The sequence below is a fragment of the Gilvimarinus xylanilyticus genome (assembly GCF_024195295.1).
GTDB classification, from domain to species: domain Bacteria; phylum Pseudomonadota; class Gammaproteobacteria; order Pseudomonadales; family Cellvibrionaceae; genus Gilvimarinus; species Gilvimarinus xylanilyticus.
The window spans coordinates 149,614-171,097 of sequence record NZ_JAMFTH010000004.1; the positions used below are offsets into that span (position 1 = coordinate 149,614).

The following is a 21,484-nucleotide window of genomic DNA, read 5'->3' on the forward strand; positions in this document are numbered from 1 at the left end:
AGTGCTTTCTCGATTGAGCCACAGAGGCATGCCTGTATTAATTAGAGGTGCTCTAATGCTGTAAAAAGTCATCCCAGGTAGGAGCCCGCTCACGCAGCACCTGACCGGCCTTAACGGCGGCCTCATAACTCATATGATGATCATCATAACTAAACAGCTCACCCGAATAATCCATTTGGCAGCTTCGCAAATCTTCATCAGCGCACAATAGTAACTGCTTACTGACAAACCGATACGGTTGCTGGGAGGACAATGCCTGCAGTTTATCCTCAAACAGAGCGAAGCTCTTCACCGTATCGGGAGCCTCTCTGGGGTCAACACCTAGATTAAACAAATCGGGCATCGGTTTATGCAATGCTAAAAAGTTACCAAACACGACAACATCGAGATCAGCCTCTTTCTCAAGATAGCGAAGGGTTTCACTTAAATGTTCAGGCTGGTACCGCCCCCAATACACAGCGATGACCACCGTGTCGAACTGCCGCAGAAACTCCGGTGCCAACCGCTCCTGGTTCAGCTGATCGCACTCTTGTAATTTGGACCACCCCGCCCATATATCATAGAGCGTTCCACCCACTGTAGGCGGACAACCGCCAAGAGATTTATTAACGTAATACCGTTCCGGATAAGCCGTACGAAGAATGTTATACGCATCCACCGTATGACTATCCCCAATAATCAACACATTTTGCTCTCTGTTCGCCGATGGCATCTTGCACTCACTCCAACCTCGCTCTCTGCAATCTGCCGACACAAGTTGAAACCGGCGCTGCTTACCGGCTTCAATATCACTTTCCAGCAGTTGAGTACGAGCGTGGCGCTCCGGAAACCCATCCTGCACCAATGTCCACACTGAGGCACCCAAAACCGCCAGCGCCGTGCCGGTTGCCAGCGGGGCAAAAAAACGCTTGGAAATAATTGTTGTTTTGCGGCGAAAAGGTGTTTCTACAAAGTGATACATCACCACCGCTAATGCTGCAGATGCAGCCAACAACCAAAGCTTATCAGCCACCGCAAATTGATGAGCAACATGTTTATAAATAACAATCAAAGGCCAGTGATTGAGGTATAGCGAATAGGATATTAAACCGATATACACAATAGGCGACCAACGTAACAACGCAGCCACTCGCGCCTGACCACCGTAAGCGATAACCAAAGCGGTCCCCACACAAGGAATAACCGCCATCACACCGGGGAAAAGAGTCGACTCATCAAACATAAACACCGGAACAATAACAGCAACCAGCCCCAGGAACGTTAGAACCTCCCCCAGCAGGGCCTTAACCGTTCCTTTTCCCACCAACCAGACAAGTACACCACCAAAGGCAAACTCAGTGATGCGAAAGGGCATCATATAAAATACTAATTCGGGGTGTTGCTCAACCCACAGTTGCGCCGCCACTAAGCTGATAAGCCCCAGTCCAACCAGTAGTAAAAAAACAGACCTTTCTTTTTTGACAAAACATAAAAGAAGGGGCCAAAAAAGATAAAACTGCTCTTCTACTGACAAGCTCCATGTATGCAATAGAGGCTTGAGCGTAGATGCGGTATCAAAATATCCAGATTCGCTCCAAAACAGAACATTAGATACCGAAAACAAAGCGAAAATATTTTCTTTGGCAAGCCGCTCCAGATTTGAAGCGGGCAATACAAACCAAGCCACAACAAGTGTAGCCACAAGGGTCAGCAGCATGGCGGGCAAAAGTCTTCGCGCACGCTTAGCGTAAAACCATTTGAAACTAAAGTAACCCTGTGTAACGGCCGTTCGAATATGCGCAGTAATCAAGTAACCCGAAATAACAAAAAAGACATCGACACCGATAAACCCACCTGAAAAAAGCACAAACTCTAGGTGAAACAGGATGACGCTCAATACTGCAATCGCTCGCAGCCCGTCAATATGTGGAAAGTAAGGTTGCTTAGCCGATGGGGCCGTTACTTGAGAGTTCACTATTTTTATCTTCCTATACGCCAGCTTGAGCCAGCAAACGGCTGAAAAGTCCGAATGTTTAACGCCGTTCGAAACATACCAAAATTGGAGGGTAGCGCTGAAAGCGCCAACTCATATGACCAGCGGCGAGTGCAGTATGAGTGCGCTTGCTCGGGGCTGTTATTTAATATCAAGTACATCCTGCATATCAAACAGACCACTATCTTTCGTAAACAACCAGCCGGCCGCCCTTACAGCGCCATAACCAAACGCCAACCGACTGGAGGCTTTGTGGGTAATCTCTACGCGCTCACCGTCGGCTAAAAACATAACGGTATGCTCGCCGACCACATCGCCGCCGCGTACGGTGGCAAAGCCGATGGTGTCGCGATCGCGTGGCTCGCTGATGCCTTCGCGGCCGTAGACGGCAACGTCTTTTAAGTTGCGACCTGTGGTATCGGCGATAACCTCCCCCATGCGCAGGGCGGTGCCAGAGGGGGAATCCACCTTGTGGCGATGGTGTGCCTCGACAATTTCAATGTCGGACTCGGCGGCCATAACACGTGCAGCGGTTTCCAACAATTTAAAGCACAGGTTGACGCCGGTGCTGTAATTGGCAGCCAGACAAAGTGGGATTTTGTTTTGATAGGCGAGTAGCGCGTCTTTTTCCGCATCGCTGAAACCGGTGGTGCCAATCACCATGGCTTTGCCGTATTCGGCGCACAGCTTGGCGTTATCCAACGTAGCCTGGGGGGTTGTGAAATCGATAATAGCGTCAAACTCATCGATAACATCGGCTAGATTGTCGACGATTGTCACCCCCTGTTTGCCCACTCCCGCCAGCTCGCCGGCATCGGCCCCGGTTAACGAGCTTCCCGGACGCACGATGGCGGCGGTTAGTTCGGCGTTGTCCGCTTTTACCGCCGCCTCAATTAAAATTTTTCCCATACGACCGGCGGCACCGGTCACGGCAATTCGAGTTGTCATGTGATTAACCTTTATTTGGATTCGCTGTCGTCTTCAAACAGATGGCCAAGTTTACCTTTTTTGGTTTCCAGGTATTTGGCATTGTGCGGGTTGCGGCCCGTCTGGTGGGGGATTCGCTCGGCGATTTTAATGCCCATATCTTCCAGTGCCGTCACTTTGCGCGGGTTGTTCGTCATCAACTTGAGAGCGTGAATATTCAAGTGATCCAACATGGGCTTGAGGATACTGTAATCGCGCATATCCGCGCCAAAGCCCAACTGTTCGTTGGCCTCGACGGTATCGGCGCCACAATCTTGCAGGTGATAGGCTTTAATTTTATTGAGCAGACCAATGCCCCGCCCTTCCTGACGCAGATAAAAGATGGCGCCGCGCCCGACAATGGAGATTTTATGCATCGCCGCCTGCAGCTGGGGCCCGCAATCACAGCGCATGCTGAACAGGGCATCGCCAGTCAGGCACTCGGAATGCACCCGAGCCAGCACTGGTTCGCCATCGCTCACCTCGCCCATAGTCAGCACCACATGCTCTTTATCCAGCGAGTCGTCGCTAAAGCCGTGCATTACAAACATGCCCCACGGCGTAGGCAATTTAGAGGATTCTACAAAACGTATGGTCACCGAACTTTCTCTTGCGTTAGTGGCGTGCCTGCAAAACCAGTACGCCGTTGTCTGTACTCATATCCACCAAGCTTAAATAACTGTTGCCCAGTAATATGACATGGGGAGAGCGGCCCACAATCACTACGGCCTCAACGTGCTTGACCTCGACCGAGCCCACCGAGACTTTGTCCAACCACACCCGGTAGGCGGTCGCAATACCGTTGGCGGTACTGACCCGAGTCTGGTCGCCCGCCAAATAGTTAATACCCAGTCTTTGCGCTTGCTGACTGTTCATGGCAATGGAAGTCGCGCCGGTATCCACCATAAAATCCACCGCCACGCCATTAATACGCCCGGCCACTTCGTAGTGACCTCCGCGGCCGCTAGCTATGCGCACCTCGGCTTTTTCCGCCTGCTCAAACGAGGTGGCAATATGCTTTTGCAGGGTCAGATCGTAAGTTTGACCCTGATACTCAACCCGGGCACCGCTGCGCGAAGCGCTGATAAGCGTTACGCCTTCGGGACTGGTCTGCCCCGCCCGCAGCATTCTCTGAGCGCCGTTCACCTCAATCAGCGCCGATCCTTTGGCCAACATTTTTGCGCTCAAATCGGCTGCCTGAGTCGCACCACAAAACCAGCAAAAACAAAGCAACAACAATAATCGGGGCATATCCTTTTCCCTCCCAAAACGCTTTAGATTAGTTGAGCCACCAGGCCAGAGCCTGCAAACATAACCACGCGTATACTGCGGCCAAAATGTCATCCAGCATAATGCCCAGACCACCGTGCACCTTGCGATCAATGGCGCCGATGGGCCAGGGTTTTAAAATATCGAAAATCCTAAACAGAACAAAACCCGCCAACATCCATAACAGCCCGGCGGGGGCCAAAAACATGGTTAGCCAATAGCCCACCATTTCATCCCAGACAATACCGGGATGATCGTGCACCTGTAGCGCCTTGGAGCTGCGATCACACCAGTACACCCCCAGGGCAAAAGTGACCGCCAACCACAAAAGGTAAAGCGGTAGACTCAGATCAGCCACTAACCAAAAAATCGGTATCGCCGCTAAAGTACCGAAGGTACCCGGCGCCTTGGGGGCCATGCCCGAGCCAAAACCAAAAGCAAAAAAATGGCTGGCCTGAGTGTATAGCTGGCGAATACTGGGCTTGGGAAGTCTTTCTGCGCGATTCATGATGTCACCGAGGTCTAAAAGTGGCGAAAGCCCTCAGCTTCCACAGAATAAGGTTGGTCATCGAGCAGGCAGTGTACACCAGCGCCGGCGACAATCCGACCAATCACCGATGCCTGAATCTCTCCGCGCGCCTGCGCCATGGCAAACTCGGGCATCTTGTCGGGGTGCAGGGTAAACACCAACTCGTAATCATCGCCCCCGCTAAGCGCCCATTGCCGTCCCTGCGCTTGCCCCGGCGCCTGCGCCGCAGCACTGATAGGCAATGACTCGACATCCACCTCGGCGCCGACATCGCTAGCGGCGCAAATATGCCCTAAATCGGCCAACAGTCCATCCGAGACATCCTGAGCACTGGAGGCCAGTGCCCGTAAGATCACGCTTTCTTTGATGCGCGGCTCGGGGCAGTAGAAGCGTTGGCTTAGATAATCCCGCTGCTCATCACTAAAAACCGCACTGTCGGTAAAGCTTGCTAACGCAGCCGCGCCATCGCCTAACGTATGGGTCACCAGCACAAAGTCTCCCACCGCAGCGCCGTCGCGGCGCAAGGCCTGGCCGGGAGGCACTTGAGCAATCATTTGGATGGCAATATTCAAAGGGCCGCTAGTGGTATCACCGCCGATTAACGGGCATTTAAAAGCCTCAGACACCCGCCGCAACCCGCGGCTAAAGCCCGCAACCCAGTCGCCACGCTCCTGCTCCGACCAGTCTTGGGGCAGAGTTAACGACAGCGTAAACCAGGCGGGCGTGGCGCCCATGGCGGCAATATCACTGAGGTTTACGCGAAGCGAGCGCTCACCCACAAATTCGGGGTCGGCACCCTCGGGGAAATGCACTCCCGACACCAGAGTATCGGCAGCAACCACCAGCTGTTGTTCGGGGTCGGGCTCAACAATCGCAGCATCATCACCAATGCCCAGCACCACACCCGCGCCATCGGGCTTATCCGCCGGTGGGCGAAAGTATTGATCGATCAGCTCGAACTCACCCACGGGCACAGAGCTGCCTACCCTTTTTGCGCTTTGACTTCTAAGCCACGCACATCGGCTGCGGCGCGATCGAGCACGCCATTAACGAATTTGTGGCTGTCGGTAGCGCCGAATTTTTTCGCCAGAGCCACGGCTTCGTTAATGACCACTTTGTAGGGCACATCAATGCGGAACTTAAGCTCGTAGGCGCCCAGGCGCAGCAAAGCCTCGGTCACCGGGTCCAGCTCTTCGCCGCTACGCTCTTGCAGGTGGGGCAGGTAAACTTCTTCGACCTGATCCAAGCGCGCGGGAATTTGATGCAATAACTCGTGAAAGTAGGCGACATCCACATGCTTCATATCGTAATCGGTACGAAAGGTCGCCTCAATGATATTGATGCTGTTGCCGGACATTTTCCACTCGTACAAGCCCTGCACGGCGTAGTGGCGGGCCTTGCGGCGCGCCGATGGAGAGATACCATTGTCGCTCATTAAATCTTACCCAACAGAGAAACCATTTCCAGTGCGGTAGAGGCCGCCTCAACGCCTTTGTTACCGGCCTTGGTGCCCGAGCGCTCGATGGCCTGCTCGATGGTGTCGACCGTCAAGACCCCAAAGGTGATGGGAACGCCAGCATTCAGAGACACCTGAGCCAGACCTTTGGTGCACTCGCCCGCGACATAATCAAAGTGGGGGGTGCCACCGCGAATCACCGCACCCAGCGCGATAATGGCGTCGTACTCGCCTTTGGCCGCAATTTTTTGCGCCACCAAGGGGAACTCAAACGCGCCCGGCGCATAGTAAATGGTGACACTGTCATCGCTAATACCGTGACGGCGCAGAGTATCCAGGGCGCCCTCTTTTAAGCTCTCGACCACAAAGCTGTTCCAGCGGCTGACGATCAGGGCGTACTTGCCCTTAGAGGCGGAAAAATCACCTTCAATAATGTGCTTGCTCATAAGTATGTCTCAATAATCAATTAACTGTTATCGGGGCCGACATAGTCGACCACCTCTAAATCAAAACCCGACAGCGCCGAGAAACGCATGGGCGCGGACATCACCCGCATTTTCCGCACCCCCAGGTCGCGCAGAATTTGCGAACCGGTGCCCACCTGTTTATAGACCACATCGGGACTGCGCCGCTGCTGGCGGCCCGACAGCAGCCAGTCGATGGACTCCTCGACATCGGCGGTGGACTCGTCGTGACAGATAAGCACCAGCACGCCGCGCCCTTCTTTCTCGATGCGCGCCAGCGCCTCGCCGTAGGTCCAGGAGCAAACGCCATCCACCGCCGGGCGTTTAATCGCCAATAAGTCTCGCGCAGTGTCCATCACATGCACCCGCACCAGGGTGTCGTCTTCGGGCTCAAGCTCGCCCTTTACCATAGCAAAGTGCAAATCGCCGCGAGCGGTATCTTTGTAGGTGTGCAGGGCAAACTCGCCGTATTCGGTACACACCTGACGGCGGTTAATACACTCTACGGTTTGCTCTTTGGTGGCGCGGTAGTGAATCAAATCGGCAATGGTGCCAATTTTAAGGCCGTGGGTCTGGGCAAACTGTTCCAGCTCGGGCCGCCGGGCCATAGAGCCGTCGGGGTTCATCACCTCGACAATCACCGCCGAGGCGTCAAACCCGGCCATGCGGGCCATATCGCAACCGGCTTCGGTGTGACCGGCGCGACTCATTACCCCACCGGGCTGAGCGACAATGGGAAACACATGCCCGGGCTGAACAATATCCGCGGGCTTGGCATTGCCCGCCACAGCGGCGCGGACAGTACGGGCCCGATCGGCGGCGGAAATACCGGTGGTAACGCCTTCGGCCGCCTCAATCGAGGTGGTAAAGTTGGTGGAGTGTTTGGCCTTATTGTCCTGCACCATTAAGGGTAAACCCAGCTGGGTGCAACGCTCTGGGGTAATGGTCAGGCAAATCAAACCGCGCGCATGGCTGGCCATAAAGTTAATATCTTCGGCGCGCACCTGCTCGGCCACCATGATCAGGTCGCCCTCGTTTTCGCGGTTTTCGTCATCCATTAAGATGATCATCTTGCCCTGACGCAAGTCGTCTATTAGCTCTTCAACGGTATTCAGTTGCATTGGGGCCTGCTTTTCGTTCATGGAATTTGCTCAATCGTTGATACCCGGGCGCGTTGAACCGGCTATTTATAGCCATTCTCGGCTAAAAACTCGACGCTTAATCCGCTGGGCGCGGATGTTTCGGCGCCCTGCAGTAGCCGCTCGAGATAGCGCGCCAGTACGTCTACCTCTAAGTTAACCTGCGAGCCCGCCTGGTAACGTCCCATAATAGTCTCGGCCAGGGTATGGGGCACAATATTGAGCTCAAATTCGGCCCCTTCAACCTTATTCACCGTTAAGCTGGTGCCGTCCACGGTAATGGAGCCTTTGTGAGCAATATAGCGCGCCAGCGCCTCGGGCGCGCGCAGGCGAAAGCGCTCGGAGCGCGCGTCTTTTTCGCGCCGCACCACTTCACCTAAACCATCCACATGGCCGCTGACGATATGCCCACCTAAACGCGTGGTGGGCAACAGCGCTTTTTCTAAATTGACCGTCTGGCCGGGGCGCCACCGGCCGATGGTGGTCAGCGATAAGCTCTCGCGGGAGACGTCGGCGTAAAAACCGTCGCCGGGCAAGCCCACCACCGTCAGGCAAACACCATTGGTGGCGATAGAATCGCCCATAGCGACATCCGCTAAGTCCAGCTTGCCGGTGCGGATACGCAGGCGTAAATCACCACTTTGCGGGGTCGCCTCGACGACCTCACCTACCGCTTCAATAATACCTGTAAACACTGGCTGTCTCGCTCTCAGGAATCAAAATCTGGGACGGCGGTAATGCGCCAGTCCTGGCCTACCGCGCGCATGTCGGTAATTTTTAAAGGCAGCTGCCCGGCCATGGCGTCCACGGGCAACTCAAACAAACCCCGGGCGCGATTGCCCATCAGTTTGGGCGCCATATAAATGATCATTTCGTCCAGCATGCCCATACGCAAAAAACTACCGGCAACCTTAGCGCCCGACTCAACCAGCACCCGGTTGCAGCCGCGCTTACCCAGCTCGCGCAATAGGGCGTAGGGATTCACACCGCCCTCGCGCTCAGGCAATACAATATGTTCAACATGTTCGGGCCATCCCGCGGTATCTACCTCGCGGGTATGCACCAGCAATATCGGCGACGGCGTCTGAAACAGGGCGCCATCGGGCGGTAAGCGTCCGGTGGTGTCCAAGACAACCCGCAGCGGCTGACGGATCTGTTCTTGCGCGGGCGCTTCGGGCCAGTCTTCGGCGCGCACGGTCAAACTGGCATCGTCCAGCAGCACGGTATCCACCCCGGTCACAATGGCGCAGCTGGCCGCGCGCAAACGCTGCACATCTTCACGCGCCCGGCGCCCGGTCACCCAGCGGCTTTCGCCACTGGCCATGGCGGTGCGTCCATCCAGGCTCATCGCCATTTTGCAGCTAACCAGCGGCAGGCCCCGGGTCATGCGTTTTACAAACCCCCGGTTAAGCGCCAAAGCTTCGTCCTCAAGCACCGGGCCGATCACCTCGATGCCCGCCTCGCGCAACAAGGCAAAGCCCGCGCCGGAGACTTCGGGGTTGGGGTCTTCCATGGCGTAAATCACCCGCACGATACCCGCCTCTACCAGCGCCTGGGCGCAAGGGCCGGTGCGGCCGGTGTGGCTGCAGGGCTCGAGGGTAACGTAGCAGTCGGCGCCCTCACAGGCGCCGCGGCGCGCAGCCGGATCGTTAATATCACCGCCGCTTGCATCCACCGCATCGCGCAGGGCGTTAATTTCGGCGTGGGGTTCACCGGCGGCGCGATGCCAACCGCTCCCGATCACCCGACCGTCGCGCACTAACACACAGCCGACGGCGGGATTGGGGGTTGTGGTGGTCAGGCCCCGGCGCGCTAAGCTGAGCGCCTCGGCCATATGGACACTGTGAGATTGCGAACTGACAGACATAAGTTAGGGCTGGCTGGAGGGCTCGGGCTCGCGTTCTTGCCCTTCCAGGCGATCGATCTCCTGACGAAATTCGTGTAAATCTTTAAAACTGCGGTAGACCGAGGCAAAACGCACATAGGCGACTTCGTCCAACTCGCGCAGCTCGTCCATCACTTTTTCGCCCAGCCTGCGCGAGCGCACTTCGCGCTCGCCGGTGGCCTGCAAAAAGTGCTTAATATTGGCAATGGCGGTCTCGATAGACTCGACCGATACCGGGCGTTTCTCTAGGGCTCGCTGCAAACCCGCACGCATTTTTGCCTCGTCGAAAGGCTCGCGGGTACCGTCTTGCTTGATGATACGCGGCATCACCAGCTCGGCAATTTCGTAAGTGGTGAAGCGCTCATGGCAGGCCAAACACTCACGCCGACGGCGCACCTGATCCCCCTCGGCCACCAGCCGGGAGTCAATCACCTTGGTTTCTTCGGCGCTACAGAATGGACAGTGCATGAATTTTGCCTCGTTAGGGCGACAGTTGGTCGGCAAATGGCGCAAAGTGCGCGCATAGTAGCATAAAGCGCCGCCAAAAATGTAACGCCCCAGCACCCGAGTTCAGCGTTCAGCAACGTTTACCGCTTGCGATAATCCGCTGACAGCGCGTGTGCTTCTAAATCCTCACTGCGTGCCAAAGTGGCCGCCGTGTGCGCCAAAGTTGAGGCGCCCTCGGGCGAGGCGTAAATAATCGAACTGCGCTTTTGGAAATCGTAGACCCCCAATGGCGAGCTAAAGCGCGCGGTACCCGAAGTGGGCAAGACGTGATTGGGGCCAGCGCAGTAATCGCCCAGCGCTTCCGGGGTGTGGCGCCCCATAAAAATCGCACCGGCGTGGCGAATCTGCGGCAAGAGTGTATCGGGGTCGGCCACCGACACCTCTAAGTGTTCGGGGGCAATGCGGTTGGACAAGGCAATGGCCTGATCCATGGTATCGACTTTGATCAGGGCACCGCGATTGCGCAGAGACTCGCGAATAATGGGTTCGCGAGACATCTCGGGGAGCAAGCGCGCCATGGCGGCTTCCACTTTATCCAAAAACTCGCCATCGGGACTGATTAAAATAGACTGCGCCTGCTCGTCGTGCTCTGCCTGGCTGAACAGGTCCATGGCAATCCAATCGGGATCGGTCTGGCCGTCGCACAACACCAGAATCTCTGAGGGGCCGGCAATCATGTCGATAGCCACCTGGCCAAACACCGCGCGCTTAGCGGTGGCGACAAAAATATTGCCGGGACCGACTATTTTATCCACCTTGGCGACCGTCTCGGTACCATAAGCCAGAGCGGCCACCGCCTGAGCACCACCGGCAGTAATTACCCGGTCGACTCCGGCGATTGCGGCAGCGGCTAACACCATCTGGTTTAACTCGCCATCGGGGGCGGGCACCACCATGGTCAGCTCATCCACCCCGGCGACCTTGGCGGGAATGGCGTTCATTAACACGGATGACGGATAAGAGGCTTTGCCACCTGGCACATACAGCCCCACCCGCTCCATGGGGGTAATCTGCTGGCCCAGCACGGTGCCGTCGGGCTCGGTGTAGCGCCAGGACTCCTGCCGCTGGTGCTCGTGATAGACCCGCACCCGGCGCGCTGCCTCTTGCAGAGCCTCGCGCTCGGGGGCGCCAATACTCTCAAGCGCCTTTTGCAGCGCTTCGGGCGGCACCACCAGCTCGGCAAAAGATTGCACGTCGCGGCGATCAAACCGGTTGGTGTATTCCACCACCGCAGCGTCACCCCGAGTTTTCACCTGATGCAGAATATCCGCCACAGCGTCGGCCACTTTGTGGTCGGACACCGAATCCCAGGCGAGCAGTGCGTCAAGCTTGCCGGTAAAGTCGGTGTCTTGGTAATTGAGACGGGTAATCAATGCGTCGGTCATGGCGTCTTTTGTCGTACCTTGATTGTGTTTGTGTGACTTGCTTACTCTTGGGCTAGCGCTCCGGATATACCGTCAATAATAGCCTGAATGCCCACGTGCTTCATTTTCATGGAAGCCTTGTTGACGATCAGGCGCGAGCTGATATCGGCAATATGCTCGCGCGCCTCCAGTCCATTGGCTTTGAGGGTATTGCCGGTATCGACAATATCCACAATCTCGTCGGCCAAATTCATAATGGGCGCCAGCTCCATACCGCCGTAGAGCTTGATAATATCCACTTGCCGCCCTTGGGTAGCGTAATACTGCTTGGCGATATTGACGTACTTGGTCGCGACGCGCAGGCGCCCGGGCTTGGCCGGGGCTTCTTTAATCGCGGCGGTCATTAAACGGCATTTGGCGATCTGTAAATCCAAAGGCTCGTAGAGGCCGTCAGCGCCGTTTTCCATCAGGGTGTCTTTGCCGGAGATTCCCATATCCGCCGCGCCGAATTGCACATAGGTGGGCACATCGGCGCCACGCAACACCAGCAGCTGCACATCGGGTTTATTGGTGGCAAACACCAGCTTGCGGCTTTTGTCGATATCTTCTTCGGGATGGATATCCGCCGCCGCCAACAGCGGCAAGGTCTCTTTTAAAATGCGCCCTTTGGTCAGCGCGATGGTAATCATTTCACTCATGGCGTTTTACTCAGTTGGGCACGCGGCGAATATTCGCCCCCAGCATTTGCAATTTCTCTTCAATACATTCATAGCCGCGATCGATATGGTAAATCCGGTCCACCAAGGTGGTACCGTCGGCCACCATACCGGCAATGACCAGGCTGGCCGAAGCTCGCAAGTCTGTTGCCATCACCGGCGCGCCGCGCAGGGTCTCTACCCCCTCGATCAAGGCCGTATTGCCCTGCAGGGTAATTTTGGCCCCCATGCGGTTTAGCTCGTGCACTTGAATCAGGCGGTTTTCAAAGATGGTTTCGGTCACCGAGCTTGAGCCCTCGGCCACCGCATTCATGGCGGTAAACTGCGCCTGCATATCCGTGGGGAACGCGGGATAGGGCGCGGTTTTAAGGCTGACCGCACGCGGGCGATTTCCTTTCATGTCCAGACTGATCCAATCCACACCGGTATCAATGTGGGCGCCCGCTTCTTCCAGCTTTAACAACACGCCTTCCAAAATATCGTCGCGGGTGTCTTTTAAGCGGATACTGCCACGCGTGGTGGCCGCCGCCACCAGATAAGTGCCGGTTTCGATACGGTCGGGCATAACGTTGTAACGGCAGCCTTTTAAGCTTTCCACACCGTCAATCGTCAGAGTCGCAGTGCCAATACCCTGAATATTCGCCCCCATGGCCACCAGACAGTTGGCCAAATCTACCACTTCGGGTTCGCGGGCGGCGTTTTCCAGCACGGTGCGACCCTCGGCCAGCACGGCGGCCATCAGCAGGTTTTCGGTACCGCCCACGGTGACGGTATCCATAAAGATATGCGCGCCTTTTAAGCGGCCGTCGGTGCGGGCACGAATATAACCCTCGTCGACTTCAATCGTGGCGCCCATCGCCTCTAGGCCACGCAAGTGGATATCCACCGGACGCGAACCGATCGCGCAACCACCCGGGAAGGACACATTGGCCACCCCATGGCGACTGAGCATGGGTCCCAGCACCAAAATAGAGGCGCGCATGGTTTTTACCAGCTCGTAGGGCGCGGTAAAGTCGTTGATGGCGTTGGCGTCGATCTCGACCGACATGCGCTCGTCGATCATCACACCTACCCCCATGCAGCGCAGCAGCGCCAGCATGGTGGTAATGTCATTCAAATGCGGCAGATTGGAGATGTGTATCGGGCCATCCGCCAGCAGGGTCGCGGCCAAAATAGGCAGCGCCGAGTTTTTCGAGCCGGAAATCCGGATTTCCCCATTTAAGGGGCCGGCACGGCTAATCATCAGTTTATCCATGGGCTACCTGTACTATTGCGCCGCTTCTTCGGGGGTTAGCGTTTGCATGTGAACGGCGTGAATCTCACCGGTGGCGATTTTATCGTTGAGTACGGCATACACCATTTGCTGCTTTTTTACCGGGCTTTGGCCGGCAAAAGCGGGGCTAACCACACGCAGGTGCACGTGATTGCCCTCAATTTGTACTTGAGCTTGACTGTCGGCGATGGCGCTTTCTACCAGCGCCTGAATCTGTTCGGCTTGCATAGGGTCCCTATAGGGCTAACCGCGCCAAATAAAATGGCGCCGATGAATGGATCTCAGGGCGGGAATCTTACCGGATTGCGCGTCCGGACGCACCCATTGCGGGGCGCCCATGACGCTTGCGAGGGGCAAAAAGGGAATTAAGAGTCGCTGGCGCCATCCCAGTTAGCGATGACCTTGTCGATATCGCCATCGTATTTACCGGCCATCTGCTTAAACTGACTGATCATAGAGTTTCCCAAGTTGGCGCCGTTTAAAACCAGGTTGATCAACTTCCACTCACCGTCGCGATTTTTTCCCATCGAGTAGGCCAGCTTGTGAGTGGCACCCTGATAGCGAACCTGCTGCTCAACCGTGACACGGCTCTTATCGCCCACCTCACCCGGCTGCAGCTCGATATCACTGTCGGCGTAGGTGGCAATACCTTTGGCGTAGGTCTCGACCAGGCTCGTTTTAAAAGTCTCGGCAAAGGCTTGGCGCTGCGCGTCAGAGGCATCATCGTGGTAGTTACCCATCACCACGTGGGCAATATAATCAAACGCCACCACCGGCTCCAAGGCCGCCAAAACCTTTTTATCAAAGGTCGCCTTATCACCGTCGTCATTGTACTGGCGCGCCGCGCTCACCAGCTGATCCGTCACATCCGCGACAATGTCGTAGGGATCGGCCGCCTGCGCCTGGGCAAAGCCCGACAACCCTACCAACACTAATGCCAACCAAAAACGCTGGGCAAAAACCATCAGGCCCACTTTTTTCATGTCACTGTCCTTTAAATAAGATTAATCATAATTGAGTTAGGAAGACGCTAATAATTGCTGCGCGGCAGGTAAAACTATACCATCTCACACCGCGTGAACCCACTATGCCATCCGGAACTGAACCGGACCGACTCCACATCCCGAGAAAGAATTTATGACCCAACTCTGGCTTCCTGTACTCTTTGTGATCATCGGTTTTGTCGGCCTTATCTGGAGCGCTGACCGCTTTGTGGGCGGCAGCGCCGCCATGGCCCGCTCATTCGGTATATCCAAACTCATCATTGGCCTGACTATCGTCGCCTTTGGCACCTCGGCCCCCGAAGTCATTGTCTCAATCAACGCCGGCATCCGAGGAGCGGGCGACTTAGCCGTGGGGAACGCGCTCGGCTCCAACCTTGCCAACATTGGCTTGGTTTTGGGTGTGACTGCGCTTATCGCCGCCCTGCCCATTCAGCAGCATCTACTAAAAACCGAAGTTCCGGTTTTGCTATTAGTCACCGCCATGGCCGGTTGGTTCCTTTTCGATGCGCACTTAACTCGCCCTGAGGGCTTAATTTTGCTGTTTACCCTGCCCTGTGCCATGGGCGTTATTATCTGGAGCAAACGCCACCACCCAGAAGAAGTTGAAGACGAAATCCCCGACATGACCCGCGGCCGAGCTTTTTTTTGGTTTGCAGTGGGTCTGGTTTTACTGATTGTCAGCTCTGATTTACTGGTCCGCGGTGCCAGCGAGCTGGCTTTGGCGTTTGGCGTCAGCCCGCTCATAATCGGTTTAACCGTGGTCGCCGTGGGCACCAGCCTACCCGAGCTGGCCGCCTCGGTCGCCAGCGCCCTCAAAGGGCACCACGATATCGCCATCGGCAATGTGATTGGCTCCAACCTGTTTAACATCCTGGCGGTTATGGCGATCCCGGAATTAATTCAGCCACTTACCATGGAAGCCAGCGTATTCGGGCGCGACTATCTGGCCATGGCCGGACTGACCGCACTACTCGCCGCCGCGCTTTACTTGAGCGCCATTGTGCACAAAAACCGTGGCGGGGCGCGTCTGGGGAAAATAACCGGATTGCTACTGCTGGCTCTGTATGCGGGCTACTATATCCTGCTGCTGGCGTGATTGACGTATAATCACCCCACCGATGTCAGAGGTTTTTGATGAGCAGCTTTGATTACGCCGATTCCGCCAGACGCACCATTCGCCTAGAGGCAGACGCCGTTGCCACTTTGGCCGAGCGGGTGGATGGCGAGTTTAACCGCGCCTGCGATCTAATTATGCAATGCCGGGGGCGAGTCATAGTCTCGGGCATTGGCAAGTCAGGGCATATGGGCCGCAAAATCGCCGCGACCCTGGCGAGTACCGGCACCCCTGCATTTTTTATGCACCCGGGCGAGGCCAGCCACGGGGATCTGGGCATGGTCACCGCCAGCGACCTGCTGATTGCCATTTCCTACTCTGGCAACTCCGCCGAGCTGTTGACCCTGCTACCGCTTTTCAAACGCCTGGGCATCCCTTTAATCAGTATGACGGGCGATGCCAACTCCACCCTGGCCCAGGCAGCGGCGGCCAACCTGTCCATCGCCGTCGAGCGCGAGGCCTGCCCGCTGGCACTGGCGCCCACCTCCAGCGCCACTGTCACAACGGTATTGGGCGACGCCCTCGCCCTCGCCCTGCTGGAGGCGCGCGGCTTTACCGCCGAAGATTTTGCTTTCTCACACCCGGGTGGGGCTTTAGGGCGTAAACTGCTGCTGCGGGTCAGCGACATCATGCACAGCGGCGATCAGCTGCCCTGCACCTCACCGGACCACAGCCTGTCTGACGGACTGCTGGAAATGAGCCGCAAGGGGCTGGGGATGACCACGGTGCAAGAAAACGACGCTTTGGTGGGCATTTTTACCGACGGCGATCTGCGCCGCTGTATTGATCGCCGCATCGACTTACAAAACGCCCACATGGGCGACGTTATGACTCCCGCCCCGCAAACCATCGAAGAAGACACCCTCGCTGCCGAAGCTCTTAAAGTCATGGAAGAGCGTAAAATCACCTGCTTGGTGGTCGCCTCGGGCGATCAAAAAGCCATCGGCGTTGTCCATATGCACGACCTGCTGCGCGCAGGTGTCCTTTAAGTTAAAGCACAAAAATTTATGAGCGAACAAACACTGGCCTTGGCCCAACGCATTAAACTGCTGATTCTCGACGTCGACGGCGTTCTTACTGACGGTCGCCTGTATTACGACAACCACGGCAATGAAATGAAAGCCTTTAATACCCAGGACGGCCAAGGCATTAAATCTCTGATGCGCAGCGGCGTGCAGGTGGCGATCATTACCGGACGCTCCAGCGAGGTGGTGGCGCGCCGGGCGCGCGAGCTGGGCATCGACATCCTGATTCAGGGGCGCGAGGACAAATGGGCTGCGCTGCAGGAAATTTTCACAGAGCTCAACTTAGAGCCAGAGCAAATCGCTCATATGGGCGACGACTGGCCCGACCTGTCGATCATGACCCGCGTCGGCCTCGCCCTAACCGTGCCCAACGCCCACAGTACAGTCTCGGAATACGCCCACTGGATTAGCCATCGCGCCGGCGGCGAAGGCGCTGTGCGGGACGCCTGCGACTTGCTTATGCAGGCCCAAGGCACCTTTGCCGACGCCGTCGCCCGCCACACGGATTAACCCTATGCGCACACGCCAACCTAAACCCTGGATTATTGTCGTCGGTTTCTGCATCGCACTCGGCTACGGCGCGCTTCACTTTACCCCGCGCGATCTCGCCCTAAGCGACGCTCCTGTGCAGCCCAAACAGACGTTACCGGAAACCTACATTCTGGGTATGATCGACCGAAGTTTTGACGATGACGGCCGCCTGAGCTACACCCTCGAAGCCGAACAGGTCACCTACTTTGAGCAAGGCCAGGGCACAGACGGCACCCTAACAAAACCCAAAGTCTTATTTCTTAGCGAAAAGACTACCCCCTGGAACCTAGAAGCTGATAAAGGCCATGTCTATTCAGGCAACAACACCGTTATTCTGAATGACAATGTGGTGGCTTACTCTCGCTCAGACGATCACGGCGAGCTCACCCTGCTGACCGAAACACTTAACATTGACACCGACAAACAATACGCCCATACCGACAAACCTGTTACTATGCGCAGCGCCCGCAGCAACACCCAGGCAGTGGGTCTCAAAGCCGACTTACAGGAAGGTCGCATGGAATTATTATCTGAAGTAAGAGGTCGCTATGAACCCTAAACTGGGGCACTTTCTCAAGGCGGGACTGTTGATCGGAAGCTGGACCTTAGCCATGCCGAGCCTCGCCCTGCCCGAAGACCGCGAACAGGCGTTTCAACTTCAGGCCGACAGCCAAACCTTTGATCAGAAAAATGGCCGCGTCACTTATAGCGGTGAAGCCCGCCTGCAACAGGGCTCGATGGTGATCGAGGCCGACACTATAACCGTTGACTTTGCCACCGATAACAGCGTCAGCAAGGTCACCGCCCTAGGCGACCCCGCCAAGTTCCAGCAGCGCCCCAGCCGCGACCGCGGCACCGTCTATGCCGAGGGCGAGACCATTACCTATGACAGCGACAACAACACAGTATCGCTAGAGCAAGAAGCCAAGCTGGAGCAAGACGGCGCCGTAATGCGCGGTTTTAGCATTCACTACGACCTCACCCGCGAACTGGTGCGGGCCGAGAGCGACAAGAGCGAGTCGAGCGAACAACAGAGAATTCAAATGACCATCCCGCCGGCGATGGTTGAGTAAACGTTATGGCAACACTAAGTGCACAGGGGCTGGCCAAGAGCTATAAAGGCCGCCAAGTGGTTATCGACGTCTCCCTGAGCGTTTCCAGCGGCGAAATCGTGGGCCTGCTTGGCCCCAATGGTGCGGGTAAAACCACCTGCTTCTACATGATTGCCGGCCTTGTCAAAGCCGACCGAGGCCAGGTCACACTTAATGACAAAGACCTAACCCGCATGCCCATTCACGGACGCGCCCGTGCGGGTATTGGCTATCTGCCGCAAGAGGCTTCGGTCTTTCGCAAATTGTCAGTCAACGACAACATCATGGCCATTTTGCAGACCCGCAAAGAGCTGAGTAAAAAGCAGCGCATTGACGAGCTGGAATCGCTGCTGCACGAGTTCCACATCACCCATATTCGCGACAACCTGGGTATGTCCTTGTCGGGCGGCGAGCGCCGCCGGGTAGAAATCGCCCGAGCCCTGGCCACCAACCCGGCGTTTATCCTACTGGACGAGCCCTTTGCCGGGGTGGATCCCATTTCAGTCAGCGATATTCAGCAAATCGTCCGCCACCTAAAAGACCGCGGCATTGGCATTTTAATCACCGACCACAATGTGCGCGAAACTCTAGGCATTTGCGAAAAAGCCTATATCGTGTCCGAAGGACATATTATTGCCGAGGGTAGCGCCGACGATATCCTCAGCAATGCCAAGGTGCGCAAAGTCTATCTGGGCGAAAACTTTATGCTGTAGGGCGCAGCCCCCTCAACCCTTGACTTTTGCCCTCAAAAGCCCATTAGGCACAATCATTGCTTAAAAGTGTTGCTTGCAACGGACAGGCTGTCTACACTCTCTAATAAATGCCTGATAGATCACATACAACATTATGAAGCAATCGCTACAGCTAAAGCTGGGCCAACAGCTCACCATGACTCCTCAACTGCAACAGGCCATTCGCCTGCTGCAGCTATCGACCCTGGATTTGCAACAGGAAATTCAGGAGGCGCTGGACTCCAACCCCATGCTGGAGGTCGAGGAGAATCTCGACAGCGAGCCGAGCGACAAAAACGCCGAGGCCAATGACACGAGCGAAACCGCCGAGGCCCGCGAGAGCGCCAATGCTACCAGCGAAACCCCACAACCGACCAACGACAGCGACGGCGAACCTCAGGCCGACGGCGAGTGGAACGACGCCATTCCCCAAGACTTACCCGTTGACACCAGTTGGGACGATGTCTACGAAAGCTCGGGCCCGACTTTGCCGGCCAGCAATTACGAAGGCGACGACAGCGATTTCGAGAGCCGCAACACCAGCACCGAATCCCTTTACGACCACCTGATGTGGCAACTCAATTTAACCCCGCTGTCCGAGCGCGACGAAATCATTGCCATGGCAATCATTGACGCGGTAGAACCCAGTGGCCTGCTAAGCGTCACCATCGAAGATATTTACGAAGGCCTGGCAAATAACTTTGAAGAGCTGGAGCTGGACGAAGTGCAGGCGGTACAACACCGCCTGCAACAATTCGACCCCTCGGGCGTGTGCAGTGAAAACCTAATGGAATGCTTACTGGTGCAACTGGCCCAGTACGATGCCGACACTCCCTACCTGGAAGCCGCCAAGCTGATCGTCAAACAGTATCTGCCGCTATTGGGCAGTCGCGACTACCGCCAGCTGATGCGCAAAACACGTCTCAAAGAGCCCGAACTGGCCCAGGCGGTGGCGCTAATCAAATCCCTCAACCCTCACCCGGGGGACATGATCGACACCCGCGAGACCGAATATGTAGTGCCGGACGTATTTGTAGAAAAACGCGAAGGACGCTGGAGCGTAGAACTCAACCCGGATATCGCGCCACGCCTGCGCATTAACTCGGGTTATGCGTCGCTGGTAAAACGCGCCGACTCGAGCAGCGAAAACACCTTTTTAAAGAACAATTTACAAGAGGCGCGCTGGTTTTTGAAAAGCCTGCAAAGCCGCAACGAAACCCTGCTCAAGGTCGCCACCTGTATCGTCGAAAAGCAGCGGGGCTTTCTCGAATACGGCGCCGAGGCCATGAAGCCTCTGGTGCTGCACGACATTGCCGAGCTGGTGGAAATGCACGAGTCCACCATCTCGCGGGTGACGACGCAAAAGTACATGCACACCCCCCAGGGTATCTTCGAGCTCAAATACTTTTTCTCATCCCACGTCAGCACCGATTCCGGTGGCGAATGTTCCTCCACCGCAATTCGAGCTATCATTAAGAAGCTAATAGCGGCGGAAAACCCCAAAAAACCACTCAGCGACAGTAAAATCACCGATATGCTGGGCGAACAGGGGATTAAGGTTGCGCGGCGCACGATCGCCAAATACCGCGAATCGCTACACATTCCACCGTCAAACGAGCGCAAAAGCCTGGTGTAACTCGCCGGATTCGCTCAGACAGCAAGGTAAAGCACCCAGACGACCGAGGACTCTCGTATGCAAATAAACATCAGTGGCCATCACCTGGAAATTACCGACGCCATAAACGATTACGTTTTAAATAAGCTGGAGCGTTTAACCCACCACAGTGAATTTATTACCAGTATCAACGTCATTCTCGAAGTAGAAAAAAACACCCAAAAAGCCGAAGCTATTATTCACGTCAATGGCAAAGATATTTTCGCCGACGCCGATTCCGAGGATCTCTACGCCGCCATTGACGCGCTCACCGACAAGCTTGACCGCCAACTGATCAAGCACAAAGAAAAACTCAAAAGCCACCGCTAGCACTATGGAAATTTCTCAATTTCTCGCCGCCGACCGCACCCTATGCCGCATTGAAGGGGTCAGCAAAAAGCGCGCCCTGGAAATTCTCGCCAATACCATTGCCGAGAAAGTGCCGGGCATGGATACCGACGACATTTTTCGCCGTCTGATCGCCCGGGAAAAGCTGGGCTCAACGGGTATCGGCCACGGTATCGCCATTCCCCATTGCCGCATTCCCGGCTGCGACACGACGCTCGGGGCGCTGATCACTCTGGAGCAACCCATCGACTTTGACGCTCTGGACGGCGAGCCGGTGGATGTACTTTTTGCCATGCTGGTTCCCGCCGAAGCCGAAGACGACCACCTTAAAACCCTGGCCGCTCTCGCCGGCGCTTTGAATCAGCCCGAATATCGCAAAAGCCTGCGCGACGCCGAAACCCCCGACCAACTCTATCGGGCGGCGTTGGAACAGACGGACTGATTGC

General features: G+C 56.1%; 26 protein-coding genes. 9 read left to right on the plus strand and 17 right to left on the minus strand.

Going from position 1 to position 21,484, the window contains the following annotated elements; all coding sequences use genetic code 11:
- Window positions 1-52: 52 nt before the first annotated feature.
- The 17 genes from M6D89_RS12730 to M6D89_RS12810 form a co-directional block, all read right to left on the minus strand.
- Window positions 53-1,954, minus strand: a complete 1,902-nt coding sequence (locus M6D89_RS12730; RefSeq protein WP_253968460.1) for an acyltransferase family protein — start codon at window positions 1,952-1,954, stop codon at window positions 53-55.
- A 159-nt stretch (window positions 1,955-2,113) separates the two neighbouring features.
- Entirely contained in the window at window positions 2,114-2,920 is an 807-nt protein-coding gene (gene dapB / locus M6D89_RS12735; RefSeq protein ID WP_253968461.1) for a 4-hydroxy-tetrahydrodipicolinate reductase, read from the minus strand.
- Window positions 2,921-2,931: 11 nt separating this feature from the next.
- Window positions 2,932-3,537 carry a GTP cyclohydrolase II gene (gene ribA / locus M6D89_RS12740; protein ID WP_253968462.1) on the minus strand — a complete coding sequence of 202 codons (606 nt, stop codon included), beginning with the start codon at window positions 3,535-3,537 and terminating at the stop codon, window positions 2,932-2,934.
- Between the two features lie 16 nt (window positions 3,538-3,553).
- Complete coding sequence (locus tag M6D89_RS12745; protein WP_253968463.1) at window positions 3,554-4,189, minus strand: retropepsin-like aspartic protease family protein; 636 nt, start codon at window positions 4,187-4,189, stop codon at window positions 3,554-3,556.
- A gap of 28 nt (window positions 4,190-4,217) precedes the next feature.
- Window positions 4,218-4,715: a phosphatidylglycerophosphatase A family protein gene (locus M6D89_RS12750; RefSeq protein WP_253968464.1), complete on the minus strand. Its 498-nt coding sequence runs from the start codon at window positions 4,713-4,715 to the stop codon at window positions 4,218-4,220.
- A gap of 14 nt (window positions 4,716-4,729) precedes the next feature.
- On the minus strand, window positions 4,730-5,710 hold the full coding sequence (gene thiL, locus M6D89_RS12755; protein WP_253968465.1) for a thiamine-phosphate kinase: 981 nt from the start codon (window positions 5,708-5,710) through the stop codon (window positions 4,730-4,732).
- A gap of 8 nt (window positions 5,711-5,718) precedes the next feature.
- Window positions 5,719-6,171 (minus strand): transcription antitermination factor NusB, encoded by a 453-nt coding sequence (nusB, locus tag M6D89_RS12760; protein WP_253968466.1) that lies wholly within the window; start codon window positions 6,169-6,171, stop codon window positions 5,719-5,721.
- A complete protein-coding gene (gene ribH / locus M6D89_RS12765) occupies window positions 6,171-6,638 on the minus strand; it encodes a 6,7-dimethyl-8-ribityllumazine synthase (protein ID WP_253968467.1) in 468 nt (155 codons plus the stop codon). The genes nusB and ribH overlap by 1 nt, the downstream gene beginning before the upstream one ends.
- A 20-nt stretch (window positions 6,639-6,658) precedes the next feature.
- On the minus strand, window positions 6,659-7,777 hold the full coding sequence (gene ribBA, locus M6D89_RS12770; protein ID WP_253968622.1) for a bifunctional 3,4-dihydroxy-2-butanone-4-phosphate synthase/GTP cyclohydrolase II: 1,119 nt from the start codon (window positions 7,775-7,777) through the stop codon (window positions 6,659-6,661).
- A 62-nt stretch (window positions 7,778-7,839) separates the two neighbouring features.
- Window positions 7,840-8,490, minus strand: coding sequence for a riboflavin synthase (locus M6D89_RS12775; RefSeq protein WP_253968468.1), 651 nt, complete (start codon window positions 8,488-8,490; stop codon window positions 7,840-7,842).
- 14 nt (window positions 8,491-8,504) lie between these two features.
- On the minus strand, window positions 8,505-9,662 hold the full coding sequence (gene ribD / locus M6D89_RS12780) for a bifunctional diaminohydroxyphosphoribosylaminopyrimidine deaminase/5-amino-6-(5-phosphoribosylamino)uracil reductase RibD (RefSeq protein ID WP_253968469.1): 1,158 nt from the start codon (window positions 9,660-9,662) through the stop codon (window positions 8,505-8,507).
- 3 nt (window positions 9,663-9,665) lie between these two features.
- Entirely contained in the window at window positions 9,666-10,148 is a 483-nt protein-coding gene (gene nrdR, locus M6D89_RS12785; protein ID WP_253968470.1) for a transcriptional regulator NrdR, read from the minus strand.
- Between the two features lie 119 nt (window positions 10,149-10,267).
- Window positions 10,268-11,572, minus strand: coding sequence for a histidinol dehydrogenase (gene hisD / locus M6D89_RS12790; RefSeq protein ID WP_253968471.1), 1,305 nt, complete (start codon window positions 11,570-11,572; stop codon window positions 10,268-10,270).
- Window positions 11,573-11,613: 41 nt separating this feature from the next.
- Window positions 11,614-12,249 carry an ATP phosphoribosyltransferase gene (gene hisG, locus M6D89_RS12795; protein WP_253968472.1) on the minus strand — a complete coding sequence of 212 codons (636 nt, stop codon included), beginning with the start codon at window positions 12,247-12,249 and terminating at the stop codon, window positions 11,614-11,616.
- A gap of 10 nt (window positions 12,250-12,259) precedes the next feature.
- On the minus strand, window positions 12,260-13,522 hold the full coding sequence (gene murA, locus M6D89_RS12800) for a UDP-N-acetylglucosamine 1-carboxyvinyltransferase (RefSeq protein WP_253968473.1): 1,263 nt from the start codon (window positions 13,520-13,522) through the stop codon (window positions 12,260-12,262).
- Window positions 13,523-13,534: 12 nt separating this feature from the next.
- The gene (locus tag M6D89_RS12805) at window positions 13,535-13,768 is read right to left on the minus strand and encodes a BolA family protein (protein ID WP_253968474.1); all 234 of its coding nucleotides are present in this window, start codon (window positions 13,766-13,768) and stop codon (window positions 13,535-13,537) included.
- A gap of 137 nt (window positions 13,769-13,905) precedes the next feature.
- On the minus strand, window positions 13,906-14,523 hold the full coding sequence (locus M6D89_RS12810; RefSeq protein ID WP_253968475.1) for an MlaC/ttg2D family ABC transporter substrate-binding protein: 618 nt from the start codon (window positions 14,521-14,523) through the stop codon (window positions 13,906-13,908).
- Window positions 14,524-14,677: 154 nt separating this feature from the next.
- Between M6D89_RS12810 and M6D89_RS12815 the strand changes: the two genes are divergently transcribed.
- The 9 genes from M6D89_RS12815 to ptsN all read left to right on the plus strand — a co-directional run bounded on the left by M6D89_RS12815 (window position 14,678) and on the right by ptsN (window position 21,480).
- Window positions 14,678-15,640, plus strand: a complete 963-nt coding sequence (locus tag M6D89_RS12815) for a calcium/sodium antiporter (RefSeq protein ID WP_253968476.1) — start codon at window positions 14,678-14,680, stop codon at window positions 15,638-15,640.
- 38 nt (window positions 15,641-15,678) lie between these two features.
- Window positions 15,679-16,647: a KpsF/GutQ family sugar-phosphate isomerase gene (locus tag M6D89_RS12820; protein WP_253968477.1), complete on the plus strand. Its 969-nt coding sequence runs from the start codon at window positions 15,679-15,681 to the stop codon at window positions 16,645-16,647.
- An 18-nt stretch (window positions 16,648-16,665) separates the two neighbouring features.
- Window positions 16,666-17,193: a 3-deoxy-manno-octulosonate-8-phosphatase KdsC gene (gene kdsC / locus M6D89_RS12825; protein WP_253968478.1), complete on the plus strand. Its 528-nt coding sequence runs from the start codon at window positions 16,666-16,668 to the stop codon at window positions 17,191-17,193.
- 4 nt (window positions 17,194-17,197) lie between these two features.
- Window positions 17,198-17,773, plus strand: a complete 576-nt coding sequence (lptC, locus tag M6D89_RS12830) for an LPS export ABC transporter periplasmic protein LptC (RefSeq protein WP_253968479.1) — start codon at window positions 17,198-17,200, stop codon at window positions 17,771-17,773.
- Entirely contained in the window at window positions 17,763-18,287 is a 525-nt protein-coding gene (gene lptA, locus M6D89_RS12835; RefSeq protein ID WP_253968480.1) for a lipopolysaccharide transport periplasmic protein LptA, read from the plus strand. Before lptC ends, lptA begins: the two co-directional genes overlap by 11 nt.
- Before the next feature lie 5 nt (window positions 18,288-18,292).
- On the plus strand, window positions 18,293-19,018 hold the full coding sequence (lptB, locus tag M6D89_RS12840) for an LPS export ABC transporter ATP-binding protein (RefSeq protein WP_253968481.1): 726 nt from the start codon (window positions 18,293-18,295) through the stop codon (window positions 19,016-19,018).
- Between the two features lie 133 nt (window positions 19,019-19,151).
- Window positions 19,152-20,672, plus strand: coding sequence for an RNA polymerase factor sigma-54 (locus tag M6D89_RS12845; protein WP_253968482.1), 1,521 nt, complete (start codon window positions 19,152-19,154; stop codon window positions 20,670-20,672).
- Between the two features lie 57 nt (window positions 20,673-20,729).
- Window positions 20,730-21,020 carry a ribosome hibernation-promoting factor, HPF/YfiA family gene (gene hpf / locus M6D89_RS12850; RefSeq protein ID WP_253968483.1) on the plus strand — a complete coding sequence of 97 codons (291 nt, stop codon included), beginning with the start codon at window positions 20,730-20,732 and terminating at the stop codon, window positions 21,018-21,020.
- Window positions 21,021-21,024: 4 nt separating this feature from the next.
- Window positions 21,025-21,480, plus strand: a complete 456-nt coding sequence (gene ptsN, locus M6D89_RS12855) for a PTS IIA-like nitrogen regulatory protein PtsN (protein ID WP_253968484.1) — start codon at window positions 21,025-21,027, stop codon at window positions 21,478-21,480.
- Window positions 21,481-21,484 lie beyond the last annotated feature (4 nt).